This is a genomic window from Nitrosomonas marina (genome assembly GCF_900111605.1).
GTDB lineage: Bacteria > Pseudomonadota > Gammaproteobacteria > Burkholderiales > Nitrosomonadaceae > Nitrosomonas > Nitrosomonas marina_A.
Genome location: NZ_FOIA01000002.1, coordinates 117,606 through 143,249 on the forward strand (window position 1 = coordinate 117,606; position 25,644 = coordinate 143,249).

The 25,644-nt window shown below is 49.1% G+C and carries 22 protein-coding genes and 1 pseudogene; 9 read left to right on the plus strand and 14 right to left on the minus strand.

What is annotated here, in order from left to right; translation table 11 throughout:
• Positions 1 to 33: 33 nt before the first annotated feature.
• From BMY62_RS01525 to BMY62_RS01545, 5 genes are all read right to left on the minus strand, one after another.
• Positions 34 to 372: a hypothetical protein gene (locus BMY62_RS01525; RefSeq protein WP_090655558.1), complete on the minus strand. Its 339-nt coding sequence runs from the start codon at positions 370 to 372 to the stop codon at positions 34 to 36.
• A gap of 183 nt (positions 373 to 555) precedes the next feature.
• Positions 556 to 1,434, minus strand: a complete 879-nt coding sequence (sucD, locus tag BMY62_RS01530) for a succinate--CoA ligase subunit alpha (protein ID WP_090655560.1) — start codon at positions 1,432 to 1,434, stop codon at positions 556 to 558.
• 42 nt (positions 1,435 to 1,476) lie between these two features.
• On the minus strand, positions 1,477 to 2,643 hold the full coding sequence (gene sucC, locus BMY62_RS01535; protein ID WP_090655802.1) for an ADP-forming succinate--CoA ligase subunit beta: 1,167 nt from the start codon (positions 2,641 to 2,643) through the stop codon (positions 1,477 to 1,479).
• 188 nt (positions 2,644 to 2,831) lie between these two features.
• Positions 2,832 to 3,833, minus strand: coding sequence for an agmatine deiminase family protein (locus BMY62_RS01540; protein ID WP_090655563.1), 1,002 nt, complete (start codon positions 3,831 to 3,833; stop codon positions 2,832 to 2,834).
• A gap of 114 nt (positions 3,834 to 3,947) precedes the next feature.
• Positions 3,948 to 4,319, minus strand: a complete 372-nt coding sequence (locus tag BMY62_RS01545) for a DUF4156 domain-containing protein (RefSeq protein ID WP_090655566.1) — start codon at positions 4,317 to 4,319, stop codon at positions 3,948 to 3,950.
• 286 nt (positions 4,320 to 4,605) lie between these two features.
• On the opposite strand from BMY62_RS01545, the gene BMY62_RS01550 reads away from it, so the two are divergent.
• Entirely contained in the window at positions 4,606 to 6,114 is a 1,509-nt protein-coding gene (locus tag BMY62_RS01550) for an alpha/beta hydrolase family protein (RefSeq protein WP_090655568.1), read from the plus strand.
• A 3-nt stretch (positions 6,115 to 6,117) separates the two neighbouring features.
• On the opposite strand, the gene BMY62_RS01555 is transcribed toward BMY62_RS01550, so the two are convergent.
• The 7 genes and pseudogenes from BMY62_RS01555 to BMY62_RS01580 form a co-directional block, all read right to left on the minus strand.
• The gene (locus BMY62_RS01555; RefSeq protein ID WP_090655571.1) at positions 6,118 to 6,450 is read right to left on the minus strand and encodes an acylphosphatase; all 333 of its coding nucleotides are present in this window, start codon (positions 6,448 to 6,450) and stop codon (positions 6,118 to 6,120) included.
• A 61-nt stretch (positions 6,451 to 6,511) separates the two neighbouring features.
• On the minus strand, positions 6,512 to 7,240 hold the full coding sequence (locus tag BMY62_RS01560; RefSeq protein WP_090655574.1) for a hypothetical protein: 729 nt from the start codon (positions 7,238 to 7,240) through the stop codon (positions 6,512 to 6,514).
• A 148-nt stretch (positions 7,241 to 7,388) separates the two neighbouring features.
• Entirely contained in the window at positions 7,389 to 8,510 is a 1,122-nt protein-coding gene (locus tag BMY62_RS01565) for a deoxyguanosinetriphosphate triphosphohydrolase (protein ID WP_090655577.1), read from the minus strand.
• A complete protein-coding gene (gene aroB, locus BMY62_RS01570; protein WP_305728779.1) occupies positions 8,503 to 9,603 on the minus strand; it encodes a 3-dehydroquinate synthase in 1,101 nt (366 codons plus the stop codon). The genes BMY62_RS01565 and aroB overlap by 8 nt, the downstream gene beginning before the upstream one ends.
• 105 nt (positions 9,604 to 9,708) lie before the next feature.
• Positions 9,709 to 10,203: pseudogene (locus BMY62_RS16635) on the minus strand (shikimate kinase); the annotation flags it as partial.
• Positions 10,204 to 10,282: 79 nt separating this feature from the next.
• On the minus strand, positions 10,283 to 13,462 hold the full coding sequence (locus BMY62_RS01575; protein ID WP_090655583.1) for an efflux RND transporter permease subunit: 3,180 nt from the start codon (positions 13,460 to 13,462) through the stop codon (positions 10,283 to 10,285).
• A gap of 42 nt (positions 13,463 to 13,504) precedes the next feature.
• Positions 13,505 to 14,638, minus strand: coding sequence for an efflux RND transporter periplasmic adaptor subunit (locus tag BMY62_RS01580; protein ID WP_090655586.1), 1,134 nt, complete (start codon positions 14,636 to 14,638; stop codon positions 13,505 to 13,507).
• Positions 14,639 to 15,122: 484 nt separating this feature from the next.
• Here BMY62_RS01580 and BMY62_RS01590 point away from each other — a divergent pair, with 484 nt between their 5' ends.
• From BMY62_RS01590 to BMY62_RS01610, 5 genes are all read left to right on the plus strand, one after another.
• Positions 15,123 to 16,847: a multicopper oxidase domain-containing protein gene (locus BMY62_RS01590; RefSeq protein WP_090655592.1), complete on the plus strand. Its 1,725-nt coding sequence runs from the start codon at positions 15,123 to 15,125 to the stop codon at positions 16,845 to 16,847.
• The gene (locus tag BMY62_RS01595; RefSeq protein ID WP_090655595.1) at positions 16,840 to 17,967 is read left to right on the plus strand and encodes a cupredoxin domain-containing protein; all 1,128 of its coding nucleotides are present in this window, start codon (positions 16,840 to 16,842) and stop codon (positions 17,965 to 17,967) included. Before BMY62_RS01590 ends, BMY62_RS01595 begins: the two co-directional genes overlap by 8 nt.
• Before the next feature lie 214 nt (positions 17,968 to 18,181).
• Positions 18,182 to 18,361, plus strand: a complete 180-nt coding sequence (locus BMY62_RS01600; RefSeq protein ID WP_090655598.1) for a hypothetical protein — start codon at positions 18,182 to 18,184, stop codon at positions 18,359 to 18,361.
• Between the two features lie 214 nt (positions 18,362 to 18,575).
• Entirely contained in the window at positions 18,576 to 19,919 is a 1,344-nt protein-coding gene (locus BMY62_RS01605) for a SulP family inorganic anion transporter (RefSeq protein ID WP_090655601.1), read from the plus strand.
• Between the two features lie 295 nt (positions 19,920 to 20,214).
• Positions 20,215 to 20,625: a universal stress protein gene (locus tag BMY62_RS01610; RefSeq protein WP_090655604.1), complete on the plus strand. Its 411-nt coding sequence runs from the start codon at positions 20,215 to 20,217 to the stop codon at positions 20,623 to 20,625.
• A 71-nt stretch (positions 20,626 to 20,696) separates the two neighbouring features.
• Here BMY62_RS01610 and BMY62_RS01615 read toward each other — a convergent pair whose 3' ends face one another.
• Positions 20,697 to 21,977, minus strand: coding sequence for a sensor histidine kinase (locus BMY62_RS01615; protein ID WP_090655607.1), 1,281 nt, complete (start codon positions 21,975 to 21,977; stop codon positions 20,697 to 20,699).
• Positions 21,964 to 22,647 carry a response regulator transcription factor gene (locus tag BMY62_RS01620; RefSeq protein WP_090655609.1) on the minus strand — a complete coding sequence of 228 codons (684 nt, stop codon included), beginning with the start codon at positions 22,645 to 22,647 and terminating at the stop codon, positions 21,964 to 21,966. Before BMY62_RS01620 ends, BMY62_RS01615 begins: the two co-directional genes overlap by 14 nt.
• 317 nt (positions 22,648 to 22,964) lie before the next feature.
• Here BMY62_RS01620 and BMY62_RS01625 point away from each other — a divergent pair, with 317 nt between their 5' ends.
• The 3 genes from BMY62_RS01625 (at position 22,965) to BMY62_RS01635 (ending at position 25,643) form a co-directional block, all read left to right on the plus strand.
• Complete coding sequence (locus tag BMY62_RS01625; protein WP_090655612.1) at positions 22,965 to 23,417, plus strand: c-type cytochrome; 453 nt, start codon at positions 22,965 to 22,967, stop codon at positions 23,415 to 23,417.
• 63 nt (positions 23,418 to 23,480) lie between these two features.
• Complete coding sequence (locus BMY62_RS01630; RefSeq protein ID WP_090655614.1) at positions 23,481 to 24,812, plus strand: cbb3-type cytochrome c oxidase subunit I; 1,332 nt, start codon at positions 23,481 to 23,483, stop codon at positions 24,810 to 24,812.
• 18 nt (positions 24,813 to 24,830) lie between these two features.
• Positions 24,831 to 25,643: a CbbQ/NirQ/NorQ/GpvN family protein gene (locus tag BMY62_RS01635; protein ID WP_177170264.1), complete on the plus strand. Its 813-nt coding sequence runs from the start codon at positions 24,831 to 24,833 to the stop codon at positions 25,641 to 25,643.
• Position 25,644: the final 1 nt, after the last annotated feature.

The following is a 25,644-nucleotide window of genomic DNA, read 5'->3' on the forward strand; positions in this document are numbered from 1 at the left end:
AAACAGTTTCAATCCGCCAATACGTTTTGACAATTATATCATTTTACCGCATATAGCATAGCCGTCATCCCAACCGGTCCGGTATTGACCATCGCTTTCATACCGCTCACGGTCTTTAAAGCCCCACTTGGATCCTTTGGCGCTTTCGCAACCGTCTATATAACCTTCTTGAGAGCCGGGCGGATAACCCATCAGGTTATAGGTTGGCCGGGTACTTGGTGGCAGTGGGCCTGCCGGGCGTTCTATAGAGGGTTTGGCGGCCGGTTTGGGTGGTTTCGGGGTTTGCGAGGCCGGTTCCAGCAGTGCGCAGCCTGACACCGTCAAAAAAACACACGCAGCAACACAGTATTTAAAATGGTTCTTTGTTTGCATCTACTATCCCCGTACGCGAAACAGATGAAAAAATGAATCCAGAACTCTATCCGTGCGTTATTGTCAGGTATAACGTTACCACGCTGTCATGCCGGAAGGTACAGCACGCACGAAAGATGCTTTCCTTTTTAGGTACTGCTTACCGAACCCGACAAAATCACGTGGATAAAGTACTCACCGCAATCAACCCAGCGCCGACTTCAGCAATTTTCCCATCTCAGCGGGATTGCGCGTTACCTGTATTCCACATTCTTCCATAACCGCAAGCTTTTCCTGTGCCGTGCCCTTGCCTCCCGAAATGATCGCGCCGGCATGCCCCATCCGCTTTCCTGGCGGTGCCGTAACACCGGCAATAAACCCAACGACAGGTTTGCGCATATTATCCTTGACCCAGCGCGCGCATTCTTCTTCATCGGTACCACCTATCTCGCCGACCATCAGCACTGCATCGGTTTCATCGTCATCATTGAATAACCGCATCACATCAAGATGTTTCAATCCATTGACCGGATCTCCACCGATACCGATACAGGTTGATTGCCCAAGTCCTTGCTCCATCAACTGAGCTACCGCTTCATAGGTCAGTGTGCCTGATCGTGAAACCACACCGATACGCCCTTTTTTATGAATATAGCCGGGCATAATGCCAATCTTGATTTCATCAGGTGTAATAATACCGGGACAATTCGGACCGATCAGGCGGGTTTTTTTGCCTCGCATTTTATAGCGCGTACGGATCATGTCACGTACCGGGATACCTTCGGTGATACAAATTACCAGATCAAGTTCCGCTTCCACTGCTTCATCAATCGCTGCAGCGGCATACGGCGGTGGTACATATATTACCGAGACAGTAGCGCCCGTGGCTTCCCTCGCTTCCCTGACTGTACCGAAAACCGGTATACCTTCGAAGTTTTCGCCCGGCTTGCGCGGATTGACGCCTGCCACAAAACATGACTGACCATTCGCGTATTCACGACACATTCGGGTATGGAACTGACCTGTTTTGCCGGTTATTCCCTGAGTCATTACACGGCTGTTCTGATTGATAAGGATGGACATGAATCACAGCTCCTTCAATAGATAAATCGAATACATAACAAATCAGGCGTTTTCAGCCGCCCTGACAACTTTCTGCGCCGCATCGGCCATATTCCCGGCAGCAATAACGGAAAGACCTGAATCTGCAAGTATCTGTTTGCCAAGCTTCACATTAGTCCCTTCCAGACGGACTACCAGCGGCACTGTCAACCGGACCTCACGCGCCGCCTGTACCACACCTTCCGCGATCACGTCACAACGCATAATGCCACCGAAAATATTGACCAGAATCGCTTCAAGCTTTGGATTTTTCAACATCAACTTGAATGCCTCGGTCACTTTCTCAGCTGTTGCACCGCCACCAACATCCAGAAAATTGGCCGGGTTACCGCCATATAACTTTATGATATCCATCGTTGCCATCGCAAGTCCGGCGCCGTTAACCAGGCAACCGATATTACCGTCGAGTGGAATATACGACAAATCGTGTTCAGAAGCCTCGATTTCAAGCGGTTCCTCTTCATCCAGATCACGCAGAGAAGCGATTTCTGGATGACGAAACAGCGCATTATCATCAAAATTCATTTTTGCATCGAGTGCGAGTATGTGGTTGTCTGCCGTCAACACCAGCGGATTAATCTCGGCAAGCGATGCGTCCTTGTCGTCAAATGCCTTGTACAGTCCTTTCAGCAACGCTGCGGCTTCATCACGACCCGCATCAGGAATACCGGTTTTCGCCGCCATGTCCAACGCCTCATCATCCGATATCCCGGCAATTGGATCAATCATCAGCTTGTGGATTTTTTCCGGCGTTTCCGCCGCCACCTGCTCAATATCCATGCCGCCTTCAGCGCTCGTCATCAAGCATACACGCTGGCTGTCACGGTCGACTACCATACCGACATAATATTCAGTGACGATACTCACGCCTTCTTCTATAAACAACCGGTGAACAGTCTGCCCATCCGGACCGGTCTGATGCGTTACCAGCTGCATGCCAAACATGTTACCGGCCAATTCACGAACTTCCTCAATCGATTGTGCGATCTTGACGCCACCACCCTTGCCTCGCCCGCCGGCATATATCTGCGCCTTTACAACCCAGGTGTCGCCACCGAGTTGCTGCGCGGCGTTTACAGCCTCATCGACGTTGAAACAGGCAATACCGCGTGACGTTGCCACCCCATATTGCCGCAGAATTTCCTTGGCCTGATATTCATGAATTTTCATAACACGGATTCTGATAAAGATTGGAAATTTGAATAATGCCCGCCAGTATAGCGCAAATTTTCTCACTCGCCATGCATGCCGGGAACACAATTATCTGGCCCAATCCATATAGCCTATACTGAAAAAACTGGCTTATGCCCGTTCCAGTAACGGGGCTGTGGCTAAATCAACAGCACTTCAACTACACGTCAGACCGGCCACTGTTGAGTCACACAATGAATGCCCCCGCCTCCGACAACCAGATTGCTTGCGTCAAACGGAACAATTTTCCTGCCAGGAAGAGCCCGTTTGATAGCATCGACGGCAGCGATATCATTTTTTTGTCCAAAAATCGGAAACAACAACGCATCGTTGACAAAATAAAAATTGATATATGAAGCTGCAAGGCGTCTTTCACCAGCATACATCGGCAACGGCTGATTAATTGGCACCACCTGCAGGCTGCGCCCCCGCGCATCCGTCTCCCGATTCAGAATAGCCAGGTTCTCTTGCAAAATCTCGTAATTCGGGTCGGTAGTATCATCGCTGCATAAAGCTGCGATCATGCCTGGCTGAATGAACGCTGCGACATTATCACTATGACCATCCGTTTCATCGTCGCAGAGACCCTGCGGCAGCCAGATCACTTTTGTCACGCCAAGCAAATCCTGAAAATACACCTCTGCTTCAACCTTGTCCAAACCGGGATTGCGGTTATTATTCAGCACGACGCTTTCGGTGGTGAGCAATGTTCCTTCGCCGTCAACGCTAAAACCGCCTCCCTCGAAATATAGCGGCGCTTCAATCAAATCCATGTTATCCAGCAGTGAAATATAGTCAGGAAGCCGGGCGTCGTTATGAAAAGGGGTGTACTTCCCGCCCCATGCATTGAACTTCCATTTCAGAATTTTCTGCGCATTGCTGTTATCATCGCTGACATAGACCGGTCCGCTGTCCCGCACCCAGCCGTCGTCAATCTGTACCGGGATAACGGTAACATTCGGTTCCTGCACATCCAGCCGATTAACAATAGATTGATGGTCCGCCGGTGGTACCAACAGGCGCACCGGTTCAAAACGCGCTATTTCTCTGGCCAGCGCCATATAAGTCTCGACCGCATCGTTGTACTTGTCTTGCCAAATACCGGATCTGGCAGGCCAGGCAATATACGTTAACCGATGCCTCGCCCATTCTGCCCTCATTATATACATCACACACTCATTGCCGAAAATTACGAACACGCATTTTGCTGTCTTTTTAATGTTCAATCTGCGTCATTTACGAAATCGCTGCCGGTATTTTTCTGCAACAATATTTCATTCGAATCATTCGCACACGTACGCGTTTCCCGTAAACATAATCCTTTGTTCGACTCCGGGAATTGCATAACGCGCAGTATTATAGGTCTGCAGTACATGCACGGTATTACCGCCCAGCTTTGCTGTTTCCGCACGCAACCTGTCGCGAGCGATAATCAGACGTTCCGGATAGGTTATATCGCTGTCCTCGGCCTCTGATGCACCTGTGACTTTGCCAAGCAGCTTGCAGCCCGTCAAATCCTGTTCCTTGCCTAGCAATAGCAAAATCGGTCCGGCCTTTTTGGAATCGGGCGTTTCGGCCACCACTGGCTGACCGGCCAGCAGAAAAACCAATCCAGCGACCGGAACCAGCAACGGCATTTTCAATTGAACAAACATCATAGCCTCCATAAACAATTGATTGATTGATTTTATTGATATTCAAGAACTGTTAAAACTAGCGATATATTTTAACACCCGTTAACGCTGTTGTTTCAGTCCCGCCAATCAACCGCCTCCTGCATTGCGCCCGGTGCAAAGCCAGTGCACACTGGCGCGATGCAAAACGGTTTCAAAAGAACAGATTGATTGACGTTTTTTATGTTAACGTGAGATTTATGATTTTTTTCACAAAAACTGCAAAATACAGAACTATCAAAACAAACCTGCGTATGGAAAAACCGGTATGAATCACGACATTTGCACACATTATCTGCTCCGGTTAAAGAGTCTGTTACGTTTTTTTACCGCATTGATGGTAGTTACGACTTGCACACCACTGCATGCCGTCGCATTGCTCTCCGACAAACTGGAACTCTATCTGCCCTGGACGCACTACCGCGGACAGACCTATTCCGTACAAATGAATCCAGCAGCCGGTAGCGTACATGCATTCCGACTGAACAGTACGACAACGCGCGACGTCAGTACGTTTGAATCCGTGCTTGCAATTGTCGACGATGACCTGACGGTAGCAATTCCGGTGGTTGGGTTCCGTGGCGAACTTTACCGCGCAACGCTGAATCATGACGGCGGCGATGTATTCCGGGTTACGAATGCCGCGCCTGTATCCGCCACAACTGGCAGGGGCGTTCCGCTTTCGGCGACACTGATGGAGACCAGAACAGTCGAACAGATTGCGCTGGAATATCCGATAGCCGCCTTCGCAGGGATAGAATTGCGTTATGATGTCTCGGTATACCGGATCGGATACCAGACACAGGATGCATTTGGCAATCTTGTTTCAGCATCCGGCGTTGTCGGCGTGCCGTTGGGCATACCGGCAGGTGCGCCGCTGCTGAGCTTCCAGCATGGCACCATTACCCGCAGCGACCACGCGCCAAGCATCAATCCTGAGGAAACGGGCGCCGATCTGGCACTGTATCTGATGGCCGCGCGCGGTTATGCAGTCGCGGTGCCGGACTATCTGGGATTTGGCGACAATACAGGCCTGCACCCGTTCATGCACGCCAAAACACTGGCCTGGTCGACGATCGACCTGATCCGCGCCGTGCGTTCCCTGGCAGCAGATATCGGTTTTCCGTTAAACGGACAATTGTTTCTGGCTGGTTATTCCGAAGGCGGTTATGCCACCATGGCAGCACAGCGCGAAATCGAAACCCATCATGCCGACGAGCTTATCATTACCGCTTCAGCACCGATGGCGGGCGCCTACGACTTGTCCGGCACCATGCTCCAGCAGGCACTGTCTGGCAACCCTTTACCCAGGCCGATGTATTTTCCGTATCTGCTGCTCGCTTACAACCAGATTTACGGTTTTGACGGCGATCTCGAAAATCTTTTAAATGAAAATATTGCCACTGCGGTACCCGGTCTGTTTGACGGCTCAAACGATGGCGACATGATCGATGACGCGCTGCCAGCAACGGCACGAGAACTGTTTTCACCCGTTCTGATTGCCGCACTGGAAAACAATGGTTATCATCCGCTCAGAGCGGCGCTGGCGCACAACGACGTGTACCGCTGGACGCCGGTTTCACCAATGCGCCTGTATCATTGCCTGGATGATGAACATGTGCCCTACGCCAACGCCCTGGTGGCCATGGATTACTTTAACACCGTGGGCGCTGATGTCAGCCTGGAAACACTGTTTCTCGGAGGGCACTCGGACTGTGCAATTCCGGCGCTGCTCAGCGGCAACGCCTGGTTTGATTCGCTGGTCGTGCTGCCGTAAGCATCACAGATAAAATTCCACATTGGGCGACCAGTTAAACCGGCTGACGTTGTCGGTGGTCACCTGATGTTCGAATAACTCGATAAAATGGTCGTAGACATGCAGCGATTCAACGCGTGCCTGCCACGAATTGATGGGTTTTCCAGCCTGCAGTTTCCCGATCATTTCATCGATCACGGCGGCATCGCCTACAAGCGAACAATGCACGCGGTTCGTATCGGCAGCATCGTTTGAGGCGCCACCCGCGAGTTTGCGCTGTTGTGCACCGCGAATAAACGTCTGCCTGAACATGACATTCTGGACATTGCCGGTCACATAAAAGCTGATCTTTTTCACCGATAATTCACAGTTAAATATTGAACAAATTTATGCCTATCAAAGTTCCGCCCATTGGCAGTCATTCAGACAGAAATGTGATTTTCTTGATAAACGCTTCCGATACACCTTGTGTTTTACTGGTATTCTTCTGAAAAGCGAACGCGGTAATCGGGGGTGTTTTCGCCTGATTAAAAACCGTTTTAAATCGCTCGTCTACTTCAAAATCCGTGGTAATGGTTTTACCCGACTGATCACCCGAAGCCACGCAAAAATAGCGGCCGCCTTCGCGCCAGAGTTTGCCGAGATACATTTTGCCCTGCTCTTCTTCCTTGCCGATAAACGGACTTAGAAAGTAAGGCGCGGATTTGATACCCAACGGCAACCCACTTGACAGTTTTTCCGTACCAAACGACAGCATGACCGCAATCGGCACGCTGTTGACACCATTATTCCAGTCCGCACCCTCGGGATATTGATTGACACCCCACACAATTTCCACACGCTTGACGTTGTGAATAAAATCCTGCTCTGCTAATCTCAGACCAAATAAACCCGCCGTCTCCATTTGTGTACTGATGACCAGAGCATCGTTTTCAAATCGCGGGGCCAGCGCTTCGGCGTCCAGTTCGAATTCGAACCCCTGCTGTTCAAGCCAGGCCAGTGCGCTGCCTTCGTCCTTTCCGGTAAAGTCAATTTCGTGAATCACTCGCTCTGCAGCAAGTGCAGTTGTTGTATAAACGAAAAACACCAGACAGGCTATCACTGCAGCCCATCCATGTTTTATGGTATGAAGTGATGTATCTCGCATTGTGTTTCCCTCAAAAACGGCTAAACTGGAAGTCACATGTCATAAAAACAACATTGTCTTTTTCAGATTAGGAACATATTTTAGCGAATAGGTTGCAGATTCTCTACCAGATTTGAAAGTACAGGATTTCAGATCCCAATATCTGCAGTTAATCCTGTGTGATTGCGAACAGCCGCTGATATTCGCGAATGGCGTAACGGTCGGTCATGCCTGCGATATAATCAGCGATGGCCTGATGGCCTTCCCGCTCGAATTTGTGTTGATATTTGACGGGAAGCAGGCGCACATTGGAATTGAAGGCTTCAAACAGCCGCCTGATCGTATGCGACGCCTTATTGCTCATACGCGTCACACGATAATGCAGGTACAAATTGTCATACAGGAATTTTTTCAGCTGTTGCTGTTCCTTTTTGACGGGCTCACTGAAACCGATCAGCGGCGGCGCCAGGTATACATCATCCAGACAATGCAATTGCGTCTTGGCTATATTCTGTCTGCTTTGTGTCGTCAAATCGATGGCCAGGGTGTTGATCATGCTGCGCACGGTTTCATAAACCAATCGCCGTTCTGTCAGTCCGGGATGCGTTTTCCTGACTTCATTCAGATGCCGGGAGAAGATACTGACCTCCAGCAACTGCTCAAGTGAAATCAGTCCTGAACGCAGCCCGTCATCAACATCATGATTATTATAAGCGATTTCATCGGCAAAATTGGCCAGCTGCGCTTCAAGCGACGGCCTTGTACTCTGAATAAAACGCTCTCCCACAGCACCCAGCTTGCGGGCATTATTTTTTGACGCACGTTTCAGGATGCCCGCACGGGTCTCAAAACACAGATTTAACCCGTCAAACGCGGCATAACGCTCTTCCAGAATATCAACCACCCGCAATGACTGCAGATTATGTTCAAAACCGCCATATTCCTTCATACACGCGTTCAATGCGTCCTGCCCGGCGTGACCGAACGGAGTATGCCCCAGATCATGTGCAAGCGTGATCGCTTCCACCAGATCCTCGTTCAGATACAGATTGCGTGCGATCGAACGACCAATTTGCGCCACTTCAAGACTGTGCGTCAAGCGCGTGCGAAACAGGTCGCCTTCATGGTTGACGAATACCTGGGTTTTATATTCAAGCCGCCGAAAAGCTTTTGAATGAATTATACGGTCACGGTCGCGCTGGAACTCACCGCGACCCGCAGGTGGTGGTTCGCTAAACGTTCTACCGCGGGAGTTTTTTTCGGATACAGCATACGGTGCAAGTTCATTCATGCGTCATACAGGTATTCAGTGTATCAATAATCAGCTCGGGTGGAATATCCGCACGCATTACGGCTTCGCCGATACGGTTGAGCAGAATAAAGCGGGTTTTTCCGGCGGATACCTTTTTATCCAGCGCCATCAGCTCAAGATATCTTTCCGGTTTGAGTCTTGGAGCTTTAACCGGCAGACCGGCCTGCTGAAAAATAGCATGTATACGAGCGACATCAGCTTCGTTGATTAATTTCATGCGCCGTGACAAATCTGCAGCCAGCACGGTTCCGGCTGCAACGGCTTCGCCATGCAGCCAGACACCATAACCCATACCATTTTCGATCGCATGACCGAAAGTGTGGCCGAGATTCAGCAGGGCGCGTACTCCACTTTCCTTTTCGTCTGCTGCGACAATTTCAGCTTTGTTTTCGCAACTGCGTTGAATTGCCTCATTCAATATCGCCGGATCGCGTGAAAGCAACCTTTGCATGTTTTTTTCAAGCCATTCAAAAAATGCCGGATCGCGAATCAAACCATATTTTATGATCTCCGCAATGCCTGCCCGCAATTCCCTGTCCGGCAGCGTATCCAGCGTCGCACTGTCGGCAAGCACCATGCGCGGCTGATAAAATGCGCCGATCATGTTTTTCCCCAGCGCGTGATTGATTCCGGTTTTACCGCCGACAGAGGAGTCGACCTGCGCCAGCAATGTGGTCGGTATCTGAATAAACGGCACGCCGCGCAGGTAGGTGGCTGCGGCGAATCCGGTCAGGTCGCCAATCACTCCCCCGCCCAGTGCCAGGATAGTTGTAGTACGTTCACAATGATTCTTTAACAGGGCATCAAAGATTTGATTCAACGTATCCCAGTTCTTGTAGGCCTCGCCATCGGGCAATATGATGGGGATCGACTGAACACCTTTTTGTTCCAGTGCAGCAGAGAGTCTATCCAGATACAAGGGCGCTACTGTGGTATTGCTGACAATGGCCACGCGCTGCTGCTTGAGACAGGACACGACAAGTTCTGCCTGGCCCAGAATACCGTTACCGATATGGATTGGATAATTCCGTGTCTCGGAGGATGAGGAAAATTCGACCGTTATGGTTCGCATAGATTGATCTGTATATGAAATGGGTTGAGTTAATTGGAAAGCTGCCAGTCGCTTGACCAGTTCCTTGACCAGAAAACGGATATTTTGCCTGGCTGTGTCTATGATAATATGGGCCGTTTGCTGATAGAACCTGTCCCGCTGCTGATACAGTTGAGTCAGTTTATCGCGCAGATTGCTTGTCTGCAGCAATGGCCGGTTTTTATCGTGTCGCGTCCGGCGATATAAATCATTAATCGATGCTCTTAAATACACCACGATTCCGCTTTGTCTCAATACATCCCTGTTTTCCTGACTAAGTACAGCACCACCGCCGGTCGCCAAAACAATGTTGTTTCTGCAGACTAGTTTTTTCAACGCCTGTGATTCCCGCCTGCGAAAGCCCTCTTCTCCTTCGATTTCGAATATAACCGGAATCTTTACACCGGTGCATTTTTGAATTTCATGATCGCAATCGAAAAACTGCTTGCCTGTATAGCTGGCCAGCGCTTTTCCTATGGTCGTTTTCCCGGCCCCCATCATGCCAATCAAAATGATATTACGGTTGTTTAGAGACTGTACGAGCTTTCTGTCCGAAACAGTAGCTTTATTACGTGTATTCATAGTCGGATTATATCAAGCCTGCCACGGAAAACTGTCGGTAACTCAGACATTGTAGTTAAACCATGAATCCAACTTCAGTCTATTCAGCTTTGCCGTTTCCAGTTGATGTCCGTAGGGTGTTATAGTGCAAACCATCTGCATTATCCGATTCAAACTTTTTCCAGCGCATGCTTGATCGAGGCGGTTCATGTTTTGAAACAAACCACGAAAAAAACAATGGTACAAACACAGTAGCAACAAACGCTGCCAGAATCATACCTCCAAAAACGCCTGTTCCCATGGATTGCCGTGCGGCCGAACCCGCGCCGGTCGCAATGACCAATGGCACCACACCCAGAATAAACGCCATTGAAGTCATCACAATGGGACGAAAACGCAGATGAGCGGACTCTATCGCCGCACGCTTGGCATCCATGCCCGTTTTCATTTTCTGGTTGGCGAATTCAACTAATAATATCGCATTTTTCGCCGCCAATCCGATCAACGTTACCATGCCAATCTGAAAATAAATATCGTTCGGCATATCCCGCAACAGTACGGCTATCAACGCACCAGCCATGGCAAAGGGCACCGCCATGATCACTGCCAGCGGCAGCGCCCAGGTTTCAAACTGGGCCGCCAGAATCAAAAACACCATGATAATCGCCAGGCTGAACGCAAATACTGCCGCCGCTCCCGTTCTTTTTTCCTGAAAATCCTTACCGGTCCATGCAATCTGATAGCCGTCAGGCAAAACCCGTTCTGCCACCTGTTCAATTAATGCAATTGTATCCCCCGAACTTGAGCCCGGCACACCGCTGCCTATAACCTTGGCTGACAGCAAACCGTTAAAACGCTCCAGTTGTTCGGCACCAACGATATGTTTGACCTGCACCAGTGCAGACAGCGGTATCATAAGACCCGAGTTTGAACGCACATACACCTTGCCGATATCTTCGGGTTTCATGCGATAGGCAGCTTCGGCCTGTAACTGCACACGATAGGTTCGGCCGGCACGATTAAAATCGTTCACATAAAGCGACCCCATCGTGCTTTGCAGCGTCTCGTAAATGTGTGCTATGGGCACACCCTGTGAAACCGCCTTGGCTTCGTCGACCGACACAAAAAACTGCGGTACCCTGGATCGATAGAAGGTATTGGCAGTTGCCAGTTTGGGTTCCTGTTTCAAAGCCTGCATAAAGTCATCCACAACCCTGGCAAGTTGCTGCGGATCAGTGTTTGTTCGGCTTTGCACATAAAGTTCAAAGCCCCCAGTGCTACCCAGTCCACGGATTGCAGGCGGATTGAATGCCACGGCCAGGCCGTCGGTTTGCTGCGCGCCCACGGCAAATAACTGATTTACCAGATCATCGGCAGTCGTTTCCCGGTCCGACCAGTCTGTCAATCGTGTAAAAACCGTCGCCACATTGGTCTTGTTGCCACCACCGATAAAATCCAGACCGTTTACAGCGAATTGAAAAGCAACATCCGGGTTTTTCGCAATTTCGGTACGAATCGCATCACTGGTCGCAATCGTACGCGACAGCGACGCACTGTCAGGAAGAATAACCGCAGTAATCACATAACCCTGGTCCTCCGATGGAACAAGGCTGCCCGGTATGATCTTCAACAGCAAACTCACGCCACCGATGAACGCGGCAAATATCAATACGCTGACCAGAACATGTCGTATTGCGGCATCGACCATGCTGACGTAAAAATTGCGCAGCCGGTTGAACGCACGGTTGAACCAATCAAAAAATACCGCACGCCGTTGGGTGGCATGTAGCAGCATGGCACACAAGGTTGGCGTCAGTGTCAACGCTACAACTCCGGAAATCACACCCGCCACCGCAACCGTTACGGCAAACTGACGGTATAACTCGCCAGCCATACCACCCAGAAACGCGACCGGAACAAAAACCGCCACCAGAACCAGCGTCATTGCAACCACGGCGCTGGACACCTGCTGCATGGCCTTAATGGCAGCATTTATCGGCGCGAGTTTTTCCTCGGAAATCAGCCGCTCAATATTTTCCAGGACCACGATCGCATCATCAACGACAATTCCGATAGACAGCACCATGGCAAACAGCGTCATGGTATTAATTGAATAACCCAGCAGCCATAATCCGGCAAACGTCCCGATAAGTGAAATCGGTACGGCTATGATCGGAATGATCGTCGCACGCCAGCTTTGCAAAAAGATATAGACAACAAGCACAACCAGCAACATCGCTTCCAGCAGTGTCTTGACAACTTCCCATATCGACGCCTTGACGAATTCGCTGGTGTCATACGGCAAAACATATTGCATGCCTTCCGGGAACGTCGGCTGTAGCGCTGCCATTTTGGCCTTGATCGCGGCAGCCGTATCCAGCGCATTTGCGCCGGTTTGTAAAAAAATACCGATACCGACGCCCGGTTCGCCATTCAGCAGATTTTGAATATTGTATTCCTGCGCACCCAACTCGATACGTGCGACATCCTTAAGGTATAAAATACCACGCTGCCCGTCGGCACGCAGAATAATATTGCCAAAATCCTCCGTTTCTAGGAGTCTGCCTTTAGCAGTCACAGTATAAACCAGCTGCTGATCAGCAAGAGCCGGCTCCTGACCGATTTTACCTGCTGCATATTGCGCGTTTTGAGTGCGAATCGCCGCGGCAATATCGCTGGTGGTAATCCCCAGTTGCGCCATTTTGTCCGGCTGCAACCAGATGCGCATAGAATAGTCCTGCGATCCAAAAATTCGCGCTTCGCCGACACCAGCTGTACGTTTGAGTTCATCAAGAAAATGATTGGTGATATAGTTGCTCAAAAACAGCGGTGTGTGGGCTTCGTCAGTCGAGGTAACTGCAAATACAAGCAGCAAATCATTGGCACGTTTCTGAATGGTGATGCCTGAACGCCTGACTTCATCAGGCAGACGTGGCAGCGCGATATTGACCCGGTTGCTGATATTGAAAGTCGCAAGATCGATATCTGTCCCGATCTCGAACGTTACGGTGATGGTCAATTGACCACTCGAATCAGCACTCGAATTAAAATACAGCAAGTCATCGACACCGCTTAACTGTTCCTCTATCGGTGCGGCAACTGTTTTTATCAGCGTCTCGGCGCTGGCACCGGGAAATCTCGCAGTTACCTGAACAACAGGCGGTGTAATTTGTGGATATTGTGCGATGGGTAATTGAAATGCCGCTGCGATACCGGCAAGTACGATAATTATCGACAGCACGGACGCAAAAATGGGACGTGTTATAAAAAACTTGGTCATTATTCTTAGGATCGTTTATGCGTGCATACCAGGTGGCTGCTTTCAATAGTGTCCGGAAGACAACACAGCTGAGGCGTCGAGCCGCTCCGGGCTGACGACCATCCCCGGACTCAGCCGTATTAGATTGTTGATGACAACCTGATCACCCGGGTGCAAACCATCCAAAATGATCCAGTCCTTGCCAATCCACTCGCCAATGGTTATCTGTCGCGCAGCAACGACATTGTCATTCTCGATCACGTAAACGTATCGCCCCAGATCGGACGTCATAACCGCCACTTGAGGCAACAGAAACACATCGTCTGTTCTTCCAGAAATGACGCGAACACGCACAAACTGGCCAGGCAATAGCCGACGGTCCGGGTTTTCAAATGTTGCTCTGAGCTGCTGCGTCCCAATCAACGGATCGATTTCGCTCGCGGCAAAATTGATGGTGCCGCTAATGGGATACTCGGTACCATCAGGCAAAATTAAAATAACTTCCTCAACATTATCTTCACTGAGCCGGCCGTTAAAGCGGGCAAGTTCATTATCGGAAAAGCTGAATCGCACCCAGATTGGTGATATCTGCGTCATCGTTGTCAGTACGCTGCTGTTTGCAGCCACCAGCGCCCCCTCGGAAATCAGTGAGCGCCCGGTAATACCATCAATGGGCGCTTTGACCGTAGTGTATGACAAATCCAGTTCAGCCTGCTGCACACGCGCTTTCAACGCGTGCAATGCCGCCTCGGTAATCATCAGGTCGGCTACTGCATTATCGTATGACCGCTGGCTGACAAAATTTTCGGCAACCAGTTTTTCCTGCCGCTCTTTTTCGGTTTTGGCTTTCATGGCTCGAATGCTCTGTTCAAGAAATTCCGCCTGCACCTCGGCCAGGTTTTTTTGGAACGGATCCGGATCAATCAAGTACAACGGTTCATTGGCCCGAACGGCCATTCCTTCATGATAGTGACGTTTAAGTACAATACCGCCGACTCTGGGGCGAATTTCAATCTCTTTGGCACCTTCCGTCTGAGCGATTGTCTCTGCACTCAAACGCATATTGACCGGCTCTACTTGCAGTACACCAACTACCAGAGGTTCAACGGATGATTCAGTGTCAACGGTATCATTGCTGCAGGCGGAAAGTAACAGCAATGCAGCAACCACCGCTAAAGAAACAAAAATTATTCTCATTATCAAAATTTTATTGTTCAATTCTTATTTGATCAATACATCTAAAAAACAGAATTTGAGCCGGCATGCCGAATCAGCGACAAGAATACATCAGTGGCAAATGGCATTCCAAGAAAAGCTTACATGGCCGAATGGGTTCTGTATAATAAAAAAATTTGCATTGGGTAGGGGTATTGCTCTTGCATGCACGGATGCACACAATATCAAATTTCTGCAGCAAACAGAATGATACAAATATTAAACATAATTCATACATAGAAAGTAAAATCTTAAAAACCTTTTAGCAAATAAGGTATCTAAAAAAATTAAAAGGAAATCTGGGGAATTTTAATCAATCGGTGGATCCTGGTAAAACAACAGATCGTTACTAATATCAATAAAGATTGTGTCGCGTTCGGTTCGGGATAACGCAGATTGAGAGTTTATATAAAAAAACGTAATAGTTTTTAGATAAAATTAATTCAAAGAAAAGGTGCTTAAAAAAATGCCAATCCGTAATTTGATGGCCGTTCTGGCAGCCTGCTGCATCGTTTTACCGGTGAATGTGCTGGCCTCGCTGAAGTTGCCTGAAACTATAAAAGTCAATCCTGCAGCATTGGATGCAGAACCCATATGCGACCCGAAAATTTCACCTTCCTGGCGCAAGGCACAGGTCATAGAAGGCGTTAAAATAGAGGCCTCTGAAATCTGCAGTCCGGACAATCCACATCTGATTGCGGCGGTTGTTAAAGGAACCAACAATATTTCCATGGCCACATTAATGGAAACCGACCTGTCACCCGACACGATCATTAAAACCGATGACATCGATGGCGACGGAGACCCGGACCGTATTGTTATCAAGCTCGAAGTAATTGAGTTAAACGGACGCACACCCGATTTTGAAGGTGTCATTCCGACATTTGATATTGCACCGGGTATTCAACCCGGCGCCTGGGTGTTCGCTCCCAAGACGAGCGGCATGTCGACGGAAAATTTTGAAAGCATCAGAGCCAATTCGTTGCTGCGGCTGCCTTCACCCGTGATACGTGTCGAAGTTGGCGACATTGTTCAAATTGTGCTGGAGAATACGCATTATTTCCCTCATACCATCCATCTGCACGGCGTGGACCATCCGTTTTCCCACCATGAATACGGCAGCGGGAAACACGGCAATGACGGTGTAACGCAAACCAGCGAAATCAATCTGATGCCCGGCGAAAGACGTGTCTATGAATTTCAGCCGCGCCAGGCCGGCACAATGTTCTACCATTGTCATGTTCAAACCCACACGCACTTGGCCATGGGACTGGCCGGTATGATTATCGTAGAGGAAAACCGACCGAATAACTGGCTGCAAACGCTGAATGTCGGCGGAGGCCATGTAAGACATCCATCCGTTGCCGTGAAAGAGCAATACGATATGGAATACGACTTGCATTACCACGCCATGGATAAGGAGTTGACCAGCATTATTCAAAAATACAACGATCCCCGGCTGATAGCGCGCGAAATGAACAGACGCTATGATCTGACCGATTCTACCGAGGATTATTACACACTGAACGGGCTGTCTTTTCCGTATACCCTGCGAGAATCCATGATCATCGTCGAACCCGATCAGAAAATCAAGCTGCGCATGCTAAACAGCGGCGGCGAGTTCATGGCGGTACATACGCACGGCCATAAAGCAACCATCACTCATTATGACGGTGTCGAACAGAACCCGGCAGCCCAGATAACACGCGATGTTTTTGACATGGCACCTGCCCAGCGCCTTGATCTGCTACTGAACACAGCGAACGACGGACTGCACAGTTATGGTGCCGGTGCATGGCTTTTTCACGACCATCGTGAAAAAGGCATTACAACCGACGGCATGAGCGAAGGCGGCAGCATGAGTATGATTGCTTACAAGTCCTATCTTGACGACATCGGATTGCCGAAAGTCGCACACGGGATCGATTTATCAGTTTACTTTACCAAGGAATATTACGAGAGGAGACTTCCTATCTGGCAGGATTTAGATGAAGCGGGTAGCCTGGGCGCACCCGGTGTACGTTCAGGTATGGATGCCGAAACACAGGAGACCGTCACAAACCTGATAATTGGATTCATTATTGGTCTGTTGATTTATATAGTCTTTGCCAGAAAGCAGCACATCAAGGGAGCCGCAGCGGTTATTGTATCGAAGCTAAAAGGCTCTAAAGGGAGTAAAACCAATGAATAAGCAGTTTCTTACCATACTAGCCTGTATGATTGCGTTCTCATCTCACGCGTATGCGCAGCAGGATGAAACCGATCACAGTCAGCATGAACATGAACAACAGAATGATCACAGTGGCCTCAGCGATCAAGAAATGGATCACAGTGCTCATGAGCATGATCACAGCGACCATGACAAAGTGGACCACAGCGCGCACGAGCATGATCACAGCGACCAAGATGAAATGGACCATAGCGCGCATGACCATAGCACCCAAGATCACAGCGGTCATGACATGGATCACAGTGCACATGATCACGGCGGGCACGATCACATGGGCGACCACAGCGGTATGACGCATGGGGATGATCATATGATGGATGCTCCCGGCGACCATTCGGAGCTTCATGGCGATGGTGACGGGCATGCGGGACATCACGGAGACCATCATCATCATCATGACGGCCATATCATGGACCACGAAGGCACCCATATTATGGGACAGAATTTTGACAAGTTGCCCAGCAGTTGTACCAGCATTTCGGAAGAAATCGAAATTACCGTGCGTGCAGGTACCAAATATGCCAGGAAATTCCCGGGAACCGCATTCGCTTTCGACCAGCAGGAATGGCACGTCAAACCTTGCTCCAAGATCACCTGGCATTTTGTCAACGAAGACAACATCCGCCATCAGTTCATGATGCACGGATTACCTCGGTATCTATACCCGCTTGGTATGTTTCACCTTGAAAATACAGGGCCAAGAAAAGTCTCTGGCACCATGATTGTGCCCGCAGCGGATGAAACCTATTTGGTGCATTGCGACATCGCACAGCACATGGAAAAGGGCATGAAAGCTCAACTCGTCGTCGGAAAGGGCGGAGAGGATATTCCAAGTATTCCCGGGTTGACACCTTATATCATCAACGACAAGTACGAAGCGGAAGATTTACCTCAAGTCTCGGACGAGGATAATGGCAAAAAGAAAGATTCCTTTACAAAACAGGTTACCGATTTTTACGATGAAAACGTTCCGCTTTCAGGGATGTCACTCATTGGCTTGCTATTCGGTATAGTCTGTGCGCCGTTATTTATCAGAATGATTGCGCTGGGAAAAAGAAAAACAAAGGAAGAAAACGTTTAATGCACTGCAAAAGCATTCCTTTCGCATCTGCTGAATGTTGAATTGCAGAAGATGAACCGCGCAAACCTGCGCACGTAGCTGAAACCAGTGGTATTGCAACAAAAGTTGCCGTACCGCTGGTCTGTAACCGAAATCGCTCTTCAATCCACGCTCCTGCCCTTGCTGATTCAGCTATAAACAGCCTGAACAGCTTATTAAATTTAATCCAGAGACCATGACTGGACCCAGCGCAATTATTCCCGTAAAAACGAAACTGCTGCATACTGAGCGCGCCGGGCAATCAGTGCCGGGATTGAATGTACAAGATACCGGACTGATAAAACCGGCACTACAACCCGATACCCGATGGATTAAATTGCGGTTAAAGACGCAAAAACAGCCCATGCTGATATGATTTTCCAACTGTCAATCGGGCTGGCAACTGGTTCCATAAGCTCTTAAAGATCAAATTTTATGCAAATATAATTAATTGATAATTAAAAAGTTTAACAAAACGTTAACATTCAGTTTGCATTGCTTTAACGTTGACTATGTTAATAGTTGGTTAAAAGTTGATTGCTTGAATAAAGCAATTTTCAATCTTTACCAAACTGGAGAAAGAGTCAAATATGAATACGCAAACTGAAAGCAGGCCATCTGCGAGTGGCCAAAAAATACCTGAGGCTGCACCTGTAACATCAAAAGGGGCAGCAGCTTTTCAAGCACAATATTTTCTGCGCGATACCGCCGCCGGTCTGATTACCGGCGCAATGGCAATACCACTGTCTATCGGTATTGCAATCATGTCCGATTATCCGATCAAGGTTGGCCTGGCGACCGTCGCCTTTGCCTGCCTTGTTGGCTGGATCAATGCATGGTTCAAACCAGGCAATTTTATCGGCGCTCCCGGAATTGCAGCCGGCCTGGCACCTGTACTGGCGTTGGGTGTTGCAACTTTTGGCTGGGAAAATATGGCATTCTGTATTTTTCTGACGGCCTTCATGCAAGCCATTATCTGGAAATTCAACTGGCAGCGATATCTGCTTATTGCCGTACCCGTTTACCTGGTTGAAGGCTTGCTGGCCGGCGTGGGTTTGAAAATCCTGTTGAAGTTTTCTGAATTCACCTACGAAATACCCGAAGAAGCTGTTGCAGCGGAATTCTGGAATGGTGCGCGAATTCAGATGGTCATGATTTCAGCTGTTGGATTGGGTCTGTTCCTGTATCTCTTCTCAAAATTCAAGGATACCCAACCGGCAATTCCTTACTTTGTATTGATTATCGGCGGCGTGTTGCTGGCCCAGTTTGTCAATGTACCGATGATATTCGTAGAAGATATCGATCTGCATATCAAACTGCCACTGCCTGAATCGGACGTCACTATAACGCTGCTGATCATGATGTTTTTGTTTTGCGCGATGCTGGCCATCGTTGACGTCATCGAGCAGGTAATGAGCAATGCCGCAATCGAGAAGATTGATCCGCTCAATCGCAAAACCAACAGTAACAACAGCCTGCTTGCTATCTGGATCGCGAATATGGGTTCCAGTTTTTTTCATGGCATGACCAATCTGGACGGTTTGGCAAAAAGTACAACCAATAAACTGGCCGGCGCCATGACGAAATTTTCTGTGCTGGTTATTGGCTTTGTGGTGTGCTTTTTTACATTCAATACGCAGTACCTGGATTTCCTACCTAAATTCGCGCTTGCAGCGATCATGATGTTTACCGGATACAAAATGGTGGCCGGGCTGGCCCATGTCACGCACTATGGCCCATACGCGTTAATGCTTTCATTTATTACCGCAGGGCTGGTATATCTGGTGGGTATTTTCGAAGGCCTGCTGATCGCTATGGCCGTCCATGGCGGCGTTCATTTCATGGTCTATACCAAGCATGACAAGATGCCAGGCAGAGCGGTTGTCAAACGTTATTTTGACAACCTGAAGAATGACAGCAGCAACCTGCAATAGAAGTTGCTGCATACTTTCAAGACTATGTCATATGTAGCTGTTGTTTACTCCTGACCGGTGGAACCGACCAGTACAATGCACTGTGAGAAAGCGTACCGTAATGATAAGAATACGCAGATACTCAGTTAAAATTGCCTGATCAGCCCATCGGTTAACAATCCCCAATTCCGATTCAACTGCAAACTGCTGACATAGTCTTTTTTTATTCCATTATCCATTACAGGTTATTGTTTTGCACGTAAATTTTTGATAGCTTAGATTTCGGTGATTTCATTTCGCGTTTAGGAGTTCAGATATGTACAAAAAAGTTATGGTAGCAGTCGACGGCAGTGAAACGGCCAATCAGGCGCTGGCAGAAGCAGAAAATATTGCCAATACGTATGACGCAATACTTTGTATTGCTCATGCAGTCCAGGGAGATACGGAGGCGGACAAACAGGCTGGCACTGACATGCTGGAAAAAGCCAAATCATCGGCTGGCACAAAGAAAATTGAAACCCGTCTGGTGCAAGCCAATATTGAATATGGTTTAAATGGCATTGCCGAAGCTATTGCCGACGCTGCGGCTGACTGGGAAGCGGATTTACTGGTCGTCGGCACAGCCAATCGCCGCGGACTGGAACGTTTTTTTGTGGGTTCTGTCGCAGAACAGCTTGTTGCCAAAGTCAGCGCATCCATACTTCTGGTGCGTCCTCAGTCTACATAAAAAAAAGACGCGGATTTATATGCACCGTATATAGTCCATCCCGCCAGTCTCAAAGGAGACTGGACGGTTTCCTAATCCGAGAAAGTGACCGTGAACTGCGAACCCTGGTTTTTCTTGCTTTGAAAGGAAACGCGCCAACCATAACGTTCACAGATACGTTGTACAATCGCCAGACCTAATCCGATTCTGTCAGTTTTTCCTGTATTGCTTATTACATGTCCCTTGAAAATTTGCGCCTGCGTAGGCAAGTCGATGCCAACACCGGTATCGCTGACTATAAGCTGTTTTTTTGTTAACACCATTTCTATCATACCCTGTTCGGTATAGCGAAATGCGTTCCGTACCAGATTGGCCACCAGTACGCTGAGAATCCCCGGATGCGCCACTACATTCAATACTTCCTTCGCTTGCACGATGACCTCAACCGGCTTATTTCCCAGCCAAACACGTTGCTGCTCAATTACCTTGTCAATTATCGGGCCCATGTCACAGCTGATGTGCGATTTTGTCGAGTCATCATTGATTTGTGCAAGTATCAGAAACGTATCGATCAATTCTGAAATTTCGCCGACAGCGCGCTGGATCCGTTGAATTCTGGCATATTCCGGGGCCGACACCCCGGTTTTACTGGCCAGTACTTCTGCCGCCATGCTGATACTGGTAATGGGTGTTCGCAACTCGTGACTGACGTTGCTCGCAAACTCTTTTTCCCGAACCAGCAATTGCTGCAATTGTTCATGATAATGCTGCAGCTTGCGAGCCAGCACACCGACTTCGTCATCTCCAAACTCCGTCATATCCAAAGACTCGCCCGGCTGATTCTTAAACGCCATGACCTGATATGCAAGCTTCTTAATAGGCTGGAACACATGATTGGCGACACCCAGCCCTATCACAAACGCGATGATCAGTGTGATCAGTGCGCACAACCATACCAGTCGGATAAAGTCTCTCTCGCGCTGATGGATACTGGTATCGTCGAATTGCACAATATAGCGCAGGTTATCAGCATGCACGATCAAAACCCGGTAATCTCTGTTTTTGTAGGTAACATCATGTATACCCGGCGGTAGACCGCGGACATGCGCCGGCATACCAGACGGGTAATCATCCTGTGACACTGTATGAATCATAATTGTTGAGTGCGAACGAAACGAATCAGATACCTGTTCGCTGCTATCAGTTTGCTGTCGAAAGCCGAAGTATTCGGAATACAGTATATCGTCCAGCACATTCGTTTCGACAGATTTCAGGGCAATCACCAGACTAACGCCGAACATCAGCGTTATTGTCGCGCCGAAAAATAAAAAAGCAAACATGATGCGATGTCTGAGTCGCTTAGTCTTCTGCATACCGGTCCGTTAGCCTGTAACCAAAACCGCGCACTGTGTGTATGAGCGAGTAACCAAACGGTTTGTCGATCATCTGGCGCAAATTCGACAAATGTGTGCGCAAAGCATCACTGTCCGGTGGATTTTCTTGCCATACAGCGTGCTCCAGTTCTTCCCGCTTAATTACGCGATGCGGGTTCTGCATCAGAAACGCAAGCAAACGGAACAGTGTTGGATTCAGCGAAATATACTTGCCGGCCCGTGACACTTCGTGTGTTTCCAGATCCAGGCACAAATCCCCAACCTGCAATTTGGAAACCGCCGCATGCCGGGCACGTTCCGAAAGAACCTTTACCCGTGCTGCCAGCTCTTTCAGGGCAAACGGTTTTATCAGATAATCATCCGTGCCCGATTGAAAACCTTCCAGTTTATTGTCCAGTGTATCTCTTGCTGTAAGCATGATTACTGGTACTGTTCGATGCGCGTCCTGGCGAAGCCGCTGGCACAGCTCAATACCGTCTATTCCAGGCAAACCCAGATCCAGAATAATCACATCGTAATTTTTTGTGATTGCCAGGTGCAGCCCTGTTACGCCATCGCCTGCCGCATCGACTGTATAGCCCAGCGACTCCAGATAATCATAAATACTGGCGGCAATGTCCTGGTTGTCTTCTATGATCAGCACATTCATGAGTTTCTGTTGTTGCGCAAAATATTCCTGTTGACTGATTAAGCGTTATTCCAAACAGCCATGGATTGTTCACACCTCATACTGGTAAAGACAATTCAATAATAAACCTGCGTACTCGACAATACTATTCGTTGGCCCGACATTACCTGCCAGCGTTGTTTCCGGTGCGAATCACCAGCACCCTTCTCAAACAGGGGAAGATGCGCTAGAATCCATATAAATCTTCAAGAATACCATATATCCATCTGATTATTAGGGTAATTGAAGACATCTTCTGTTGTACGTTTGCTAACCATTTGTAAACAAAAGGGGGAAGTATGGCAGAGTATTTGACCAAATCGGCGGCACGCAATATTTTCTATGGCGGCACAATTTTTTTTCTGGTGCTTTTCACAATTCTCACGCTGCACAGTCATTACTATATTCAGAATGTTTCAACGGATGCATCCACGCTCACCGAATCAGTAGCGCGCGGCAAGCATGTATGGGAGCGTAACTCCTGTATTAACTGCCATACACTGCTGGGTGAAGGCGCTTATTTTGCACCGGAATTAGGGAACGTATGGGTGCGCTATGGCGGTCGTGAAAGCGCTGAAGGCGCACGTATGGGTTTAAAAGCCTGGATGCGCGCGCAACCGACCGGTGTGCCGGGACGGCGTCAAATGCCCCAGTTTAATCTGACCGAACAGGAGCTGGATGACCTGATAGATTTTCTCGAATGGACAAGTCGTATCGACACGTTGGGATGGCCGCCCAACGATGCCGGCTGATGGCCACAAAGGGTACTCCGCATCACAACCGCTCACCGCTGATTTTACTGAGGAGACGCATACATGAAATATCATACCCAGGCACTTGCCTATCCCTATTTTATTGCCGCACTTGCATTGTTTCTCGTTCAGGTACTTGCAGGCGTACTGGCCGGCACCGTATACGTTTTTCCCAATTTTTTATCAGAAACCGTTCCGTTTCATATCATTCGGATGATTCATACCAATGCGCTGCTGGTATGGCTGCTGCTAGGCTATTTTGGCGCCAGCTACTTTCTGATTCCCGAAGAATGCGAGCGTGACATTCACAGTCCCAAACTGGCCTGGCTGCAGCTTGGTCTGTTTGTGTTCGCCGCGCTGGCGGCGGTCGTCTCATATCTTTTCGGCATACACGAGGGTCGTGAATTTCTGGAACAGCCATTATGGGTCAAAATTCTGATGGCCATCGCCTTTATCGTATTTATCTATAATATAACCCTGACCGTGCTGAAGGGGCGCAAGACGGTGGTTTCCATCGTTTTGCTGCTGGGCCTGTGGGGCGCACTGCTGTTTTTCCTGTTTGCATTCTACAATCCCGACAATCTTGCGCTCGACAAACTTTACTGGTGGTGGGTCGTACATGTCTGGGTTGAAGGCGTGTGGGAATTGATCATGGCCGCCATGCTGGCGTTCCTGTTAATCAAACTGACCGGCGTCGATCGCGAAATCATCGAAAAATGGCTGTACGTCATCGTTGGTTTCTCCCTGTTCAGCGGGCTGCTGGGAACGGGGCACCACTACTACTGGATCGGCACGCCCCAGTACTGGCACTGGATCGGTGCGCTGTTCTCGATTCTTGAGGTAGTGCCCTTCTTCGCCATGGTTCTATGGGCTTTTTACCTTGTATATCAAAGCGGACGCGAACATCCTAACAAGGCGGCCATGCTGTGGAGCCTGGGCTGCCCGGTGATGGCTTTTTTTGGCGCTGGCGTACTCGGCCTTCTGCACAGTTTTCCTTCGATTAATTTTTACACGCACGGCACCCAGCTAACTGCGGCCCATGGCCATCTCGCTTTTTATGGCGCTTATGTCATGCTGAATCTTGCGTTTTTCACTTATGCCTTGCCCGCTTTGCGAAAACTGCAGCCTTACAATCAGGTTATGAATATGTGGAGCTTCTGGCTGATGACCGGCTCAATGACGATCATGACATTCACGCTGGCCTTTGCAGGCGTATTGCAAACACATCTGCAGCGCGTTCTTGCAATGGGTTTTATGGAGATCCAGTCGCAGATCGAACTGTTTTACTGGTTCCGTCTAGGATCGGGCCTGTTTTTCCTGATTGGCGCAATACTGTATCTCTATTCTGCTCTCGGGTCGGTACGGGAGCAGGCCGCAGTTGCCCGACGGTCGTGACAGATTCGTATGAGCCGAATGCAACCGCAGGATATACACAGTCTGTCAACACAGAATGCCTTGCCGTTTTACAGGCCGGTCGGTCATGAATGTACGGTATTTGAAATGGCATACCGGCAACGGCTGCCACTACTGGTCAAGGGTCCCACGGGCTGTGGCAAAACCCGGTTTATCGCCCACATGGCCGCCCGGCTGGATCGTAATCTGCATACCGTTTCCTGTCACGACGACCTGACAGCGGCGGACCTGACCGGACGTTATCTGCTCAAAGGAGGCGAGACGGCGTGGATGGATGGTCCGCTCACTCGCGCTGTGCGCGAAGGGAGCATCTGTTATCTCGATGAAGTGGTCGAAGCACGCAAGGATGTCACCGTGGTCCTGCATCCGCTGACAGACGACAGGCGCATACTGCCACTGGAAAGAACCGGAGAAATACTGCACGCGCCCGACACGTTCATGCTGGTCATATCCTACAATCCGGGATACCAGAATATTCTCAAATCATTAAAACCCAGCACGCGCCAGCGCTTCATTTCCCTGAGCTTTGATTTTCCACCGCCGGAAATCGAAACCGGTATTATCGCCTGCGAAAGCGGTCTCCCCGAAGAACAGTGTGTTCCTTTGGTCAATCTCGCCAGGCAACTGCGCGAACTGAAAGAAGTAGATCTGGAAGAAGTCGTGTCAACGCGTTTGCTGGTCTATTGCGCGATACTGATAAAAAACGGACTGCCCCCCTGTCAGGCAGCCGAAACCGCGCTGGTCGAACCGCTTTGTGATGATCAGGATGTCAAGCAGGGATTGCTTGAACTGGTACGCGCGACATACGGCTAGC

Excerpts from the sequence above, each read along its gene's own strand:
- BMY62_RS01525 (WP_090655558.1), bottom strand. The coding sequence starts at position 372 with ATGCAAACAAAGAACCATTTTAAATACTGTGTTGCTGCGTGTGTTTTT.
- sucD (WP_090655560.1), bottom strand. The coding sequence starts at position 1,434 with ATGTCCATCCTTATCAATCAGAACAGCCGTGTAATGACTCAGGGAATA.
- sucC (WP_090655802.1), bottom strand. The coding sequence starts at position 2,643 with ATGAAAATTCATGAATATCAGGCCAAGGAAATTCTGCGGCAATATGGG.
- BMY62_RS01540 (WP_090655563.1), bottom strand. The coding sequence starts at position 3,833 with ATGTATATAATGAGGGCAGAATGGGCGAGGCATCGGTTAACGTATATT.
- BMY62_RS01545 (WP_090655566.1), bottom strand. The coding sequence starts at position 4,319 with ATGTTTGTTCAATTGAAAATGCCGTTGCTGGTTCCGGTCGCTGGATTG.
- BMY62_RS01550 (WP_090655568.1), top strand. The coding sequence starts at position 4,606 with ATGAATCACGACATTTGCACACATTATCTGCTCCGGTTAAAGAGTCTG.
- BMY62_RS01560 (WP_090655574.1), bottom strand. The coding sequence starts at position 7,240 with ATGCGAGATACATCACTTCATACCATAAAACATGGATGGGCTGCAGTG.
- BMY62_RS01565 (WP_090655577.1), bottom strand. The coding sequence starts at position 8,510 with ATGAATGAACTTGCACCGTATGCTGTATCCGAAAAAAACTCCCGCGGT.
- aroB (WP_305728779.1), bottom strand. The coding sequence starts at position 9,603 with ATGCGAACCATAACGGTCGAATTTTCCTCATCCTCCGAGACACGGAAT.
- BMY62_RS01575 (WP_090655583.1), bottom strand. The coding sequence starts at position 13,462 with ATGACCAAGTTTTTTATAACACGTCCCATTTTTGCGTCCGTGCTGTCG.
- BMY62_RS01580 (WP_090655586.1), bottom strand. The coding sequence starts at position 14,638 with ATGAGAATAATTTTTGTTTCTTTAGCGGTGGTTGCTGCATTGCTGTTA.
- BMY62_RS01590 (WP_090655592.1), top strand. The coding sequence starts at position 15,123 with ATGCCAATCCGTAATTTGATGGCCGTTCTGGCAGCCTGCTGCATCGTT.
- BMY62_RS01595 (WP_090655595.1), top strand. The coding sequence starts at position 16,840 with ATGAATAAGCAGTTTCTTACCATACTAGCCTGTATGATTGCGTTCTCA.
- BMY62_RS01600 (WP_090655598.1), top strand. The coding sequence starts at position 18,182 with ATGACTGGACCCAGCGCAATTATTCCCGTAAAAACGAAACTGCTGCAT.
- BMY62_RS01605 (WP_090655601.1), top strand. The coding sequence starts at position 18,576 with ATGAATACGCAAACTGAAAGCAGGCCATCTGCGAGTGGCCAAAAAATA.
- BMY62_RS01610 (WP_090655604.1), top strand. The coding sequence starts at position 20,215 with ATGTACAAAAAAGTTATGGTAGCAGTCGACGGCAGTGAAACGGCCAAT.
- BMY62_RS01615 (WP_090655607.1), bottom strand. The coding sequence starts at position 21,977 with ATGCAGAAGACTAAGCGACTCAGACATCGCATCATGTTTGCTTTTTTA.
- BMY62_RS01620 (WP_090655609.1), bottom strand. The coding sequence starts at position 22,647 with ATGAATGTGCTGATCATAGAAGACAACCAGGACATTGCCGCCAGTATT.
- BMY62_RS01625 (WP_090655612.1), top strand. The coding sequence starts at position 22,965 with ATGGCAGAGTATTTGACCAAATCGGCGGCACGCAATATTTTCTATGGC.
- BMY62_RS01630 (WP_090655614.1), top strand. The coding sequence starts at position 23,481 with ATGAAATATCATACCCAGGCACTTGCCTATCCCTATTTTATTGCCGCA.
- BMY62_RS01635 (WP_177170264.1), top strand. The coding sequence starts at position 24,831 with ATGCAACCGCAGGATATACACAGTCTGTCAACACAGAATGCCTTGCCG.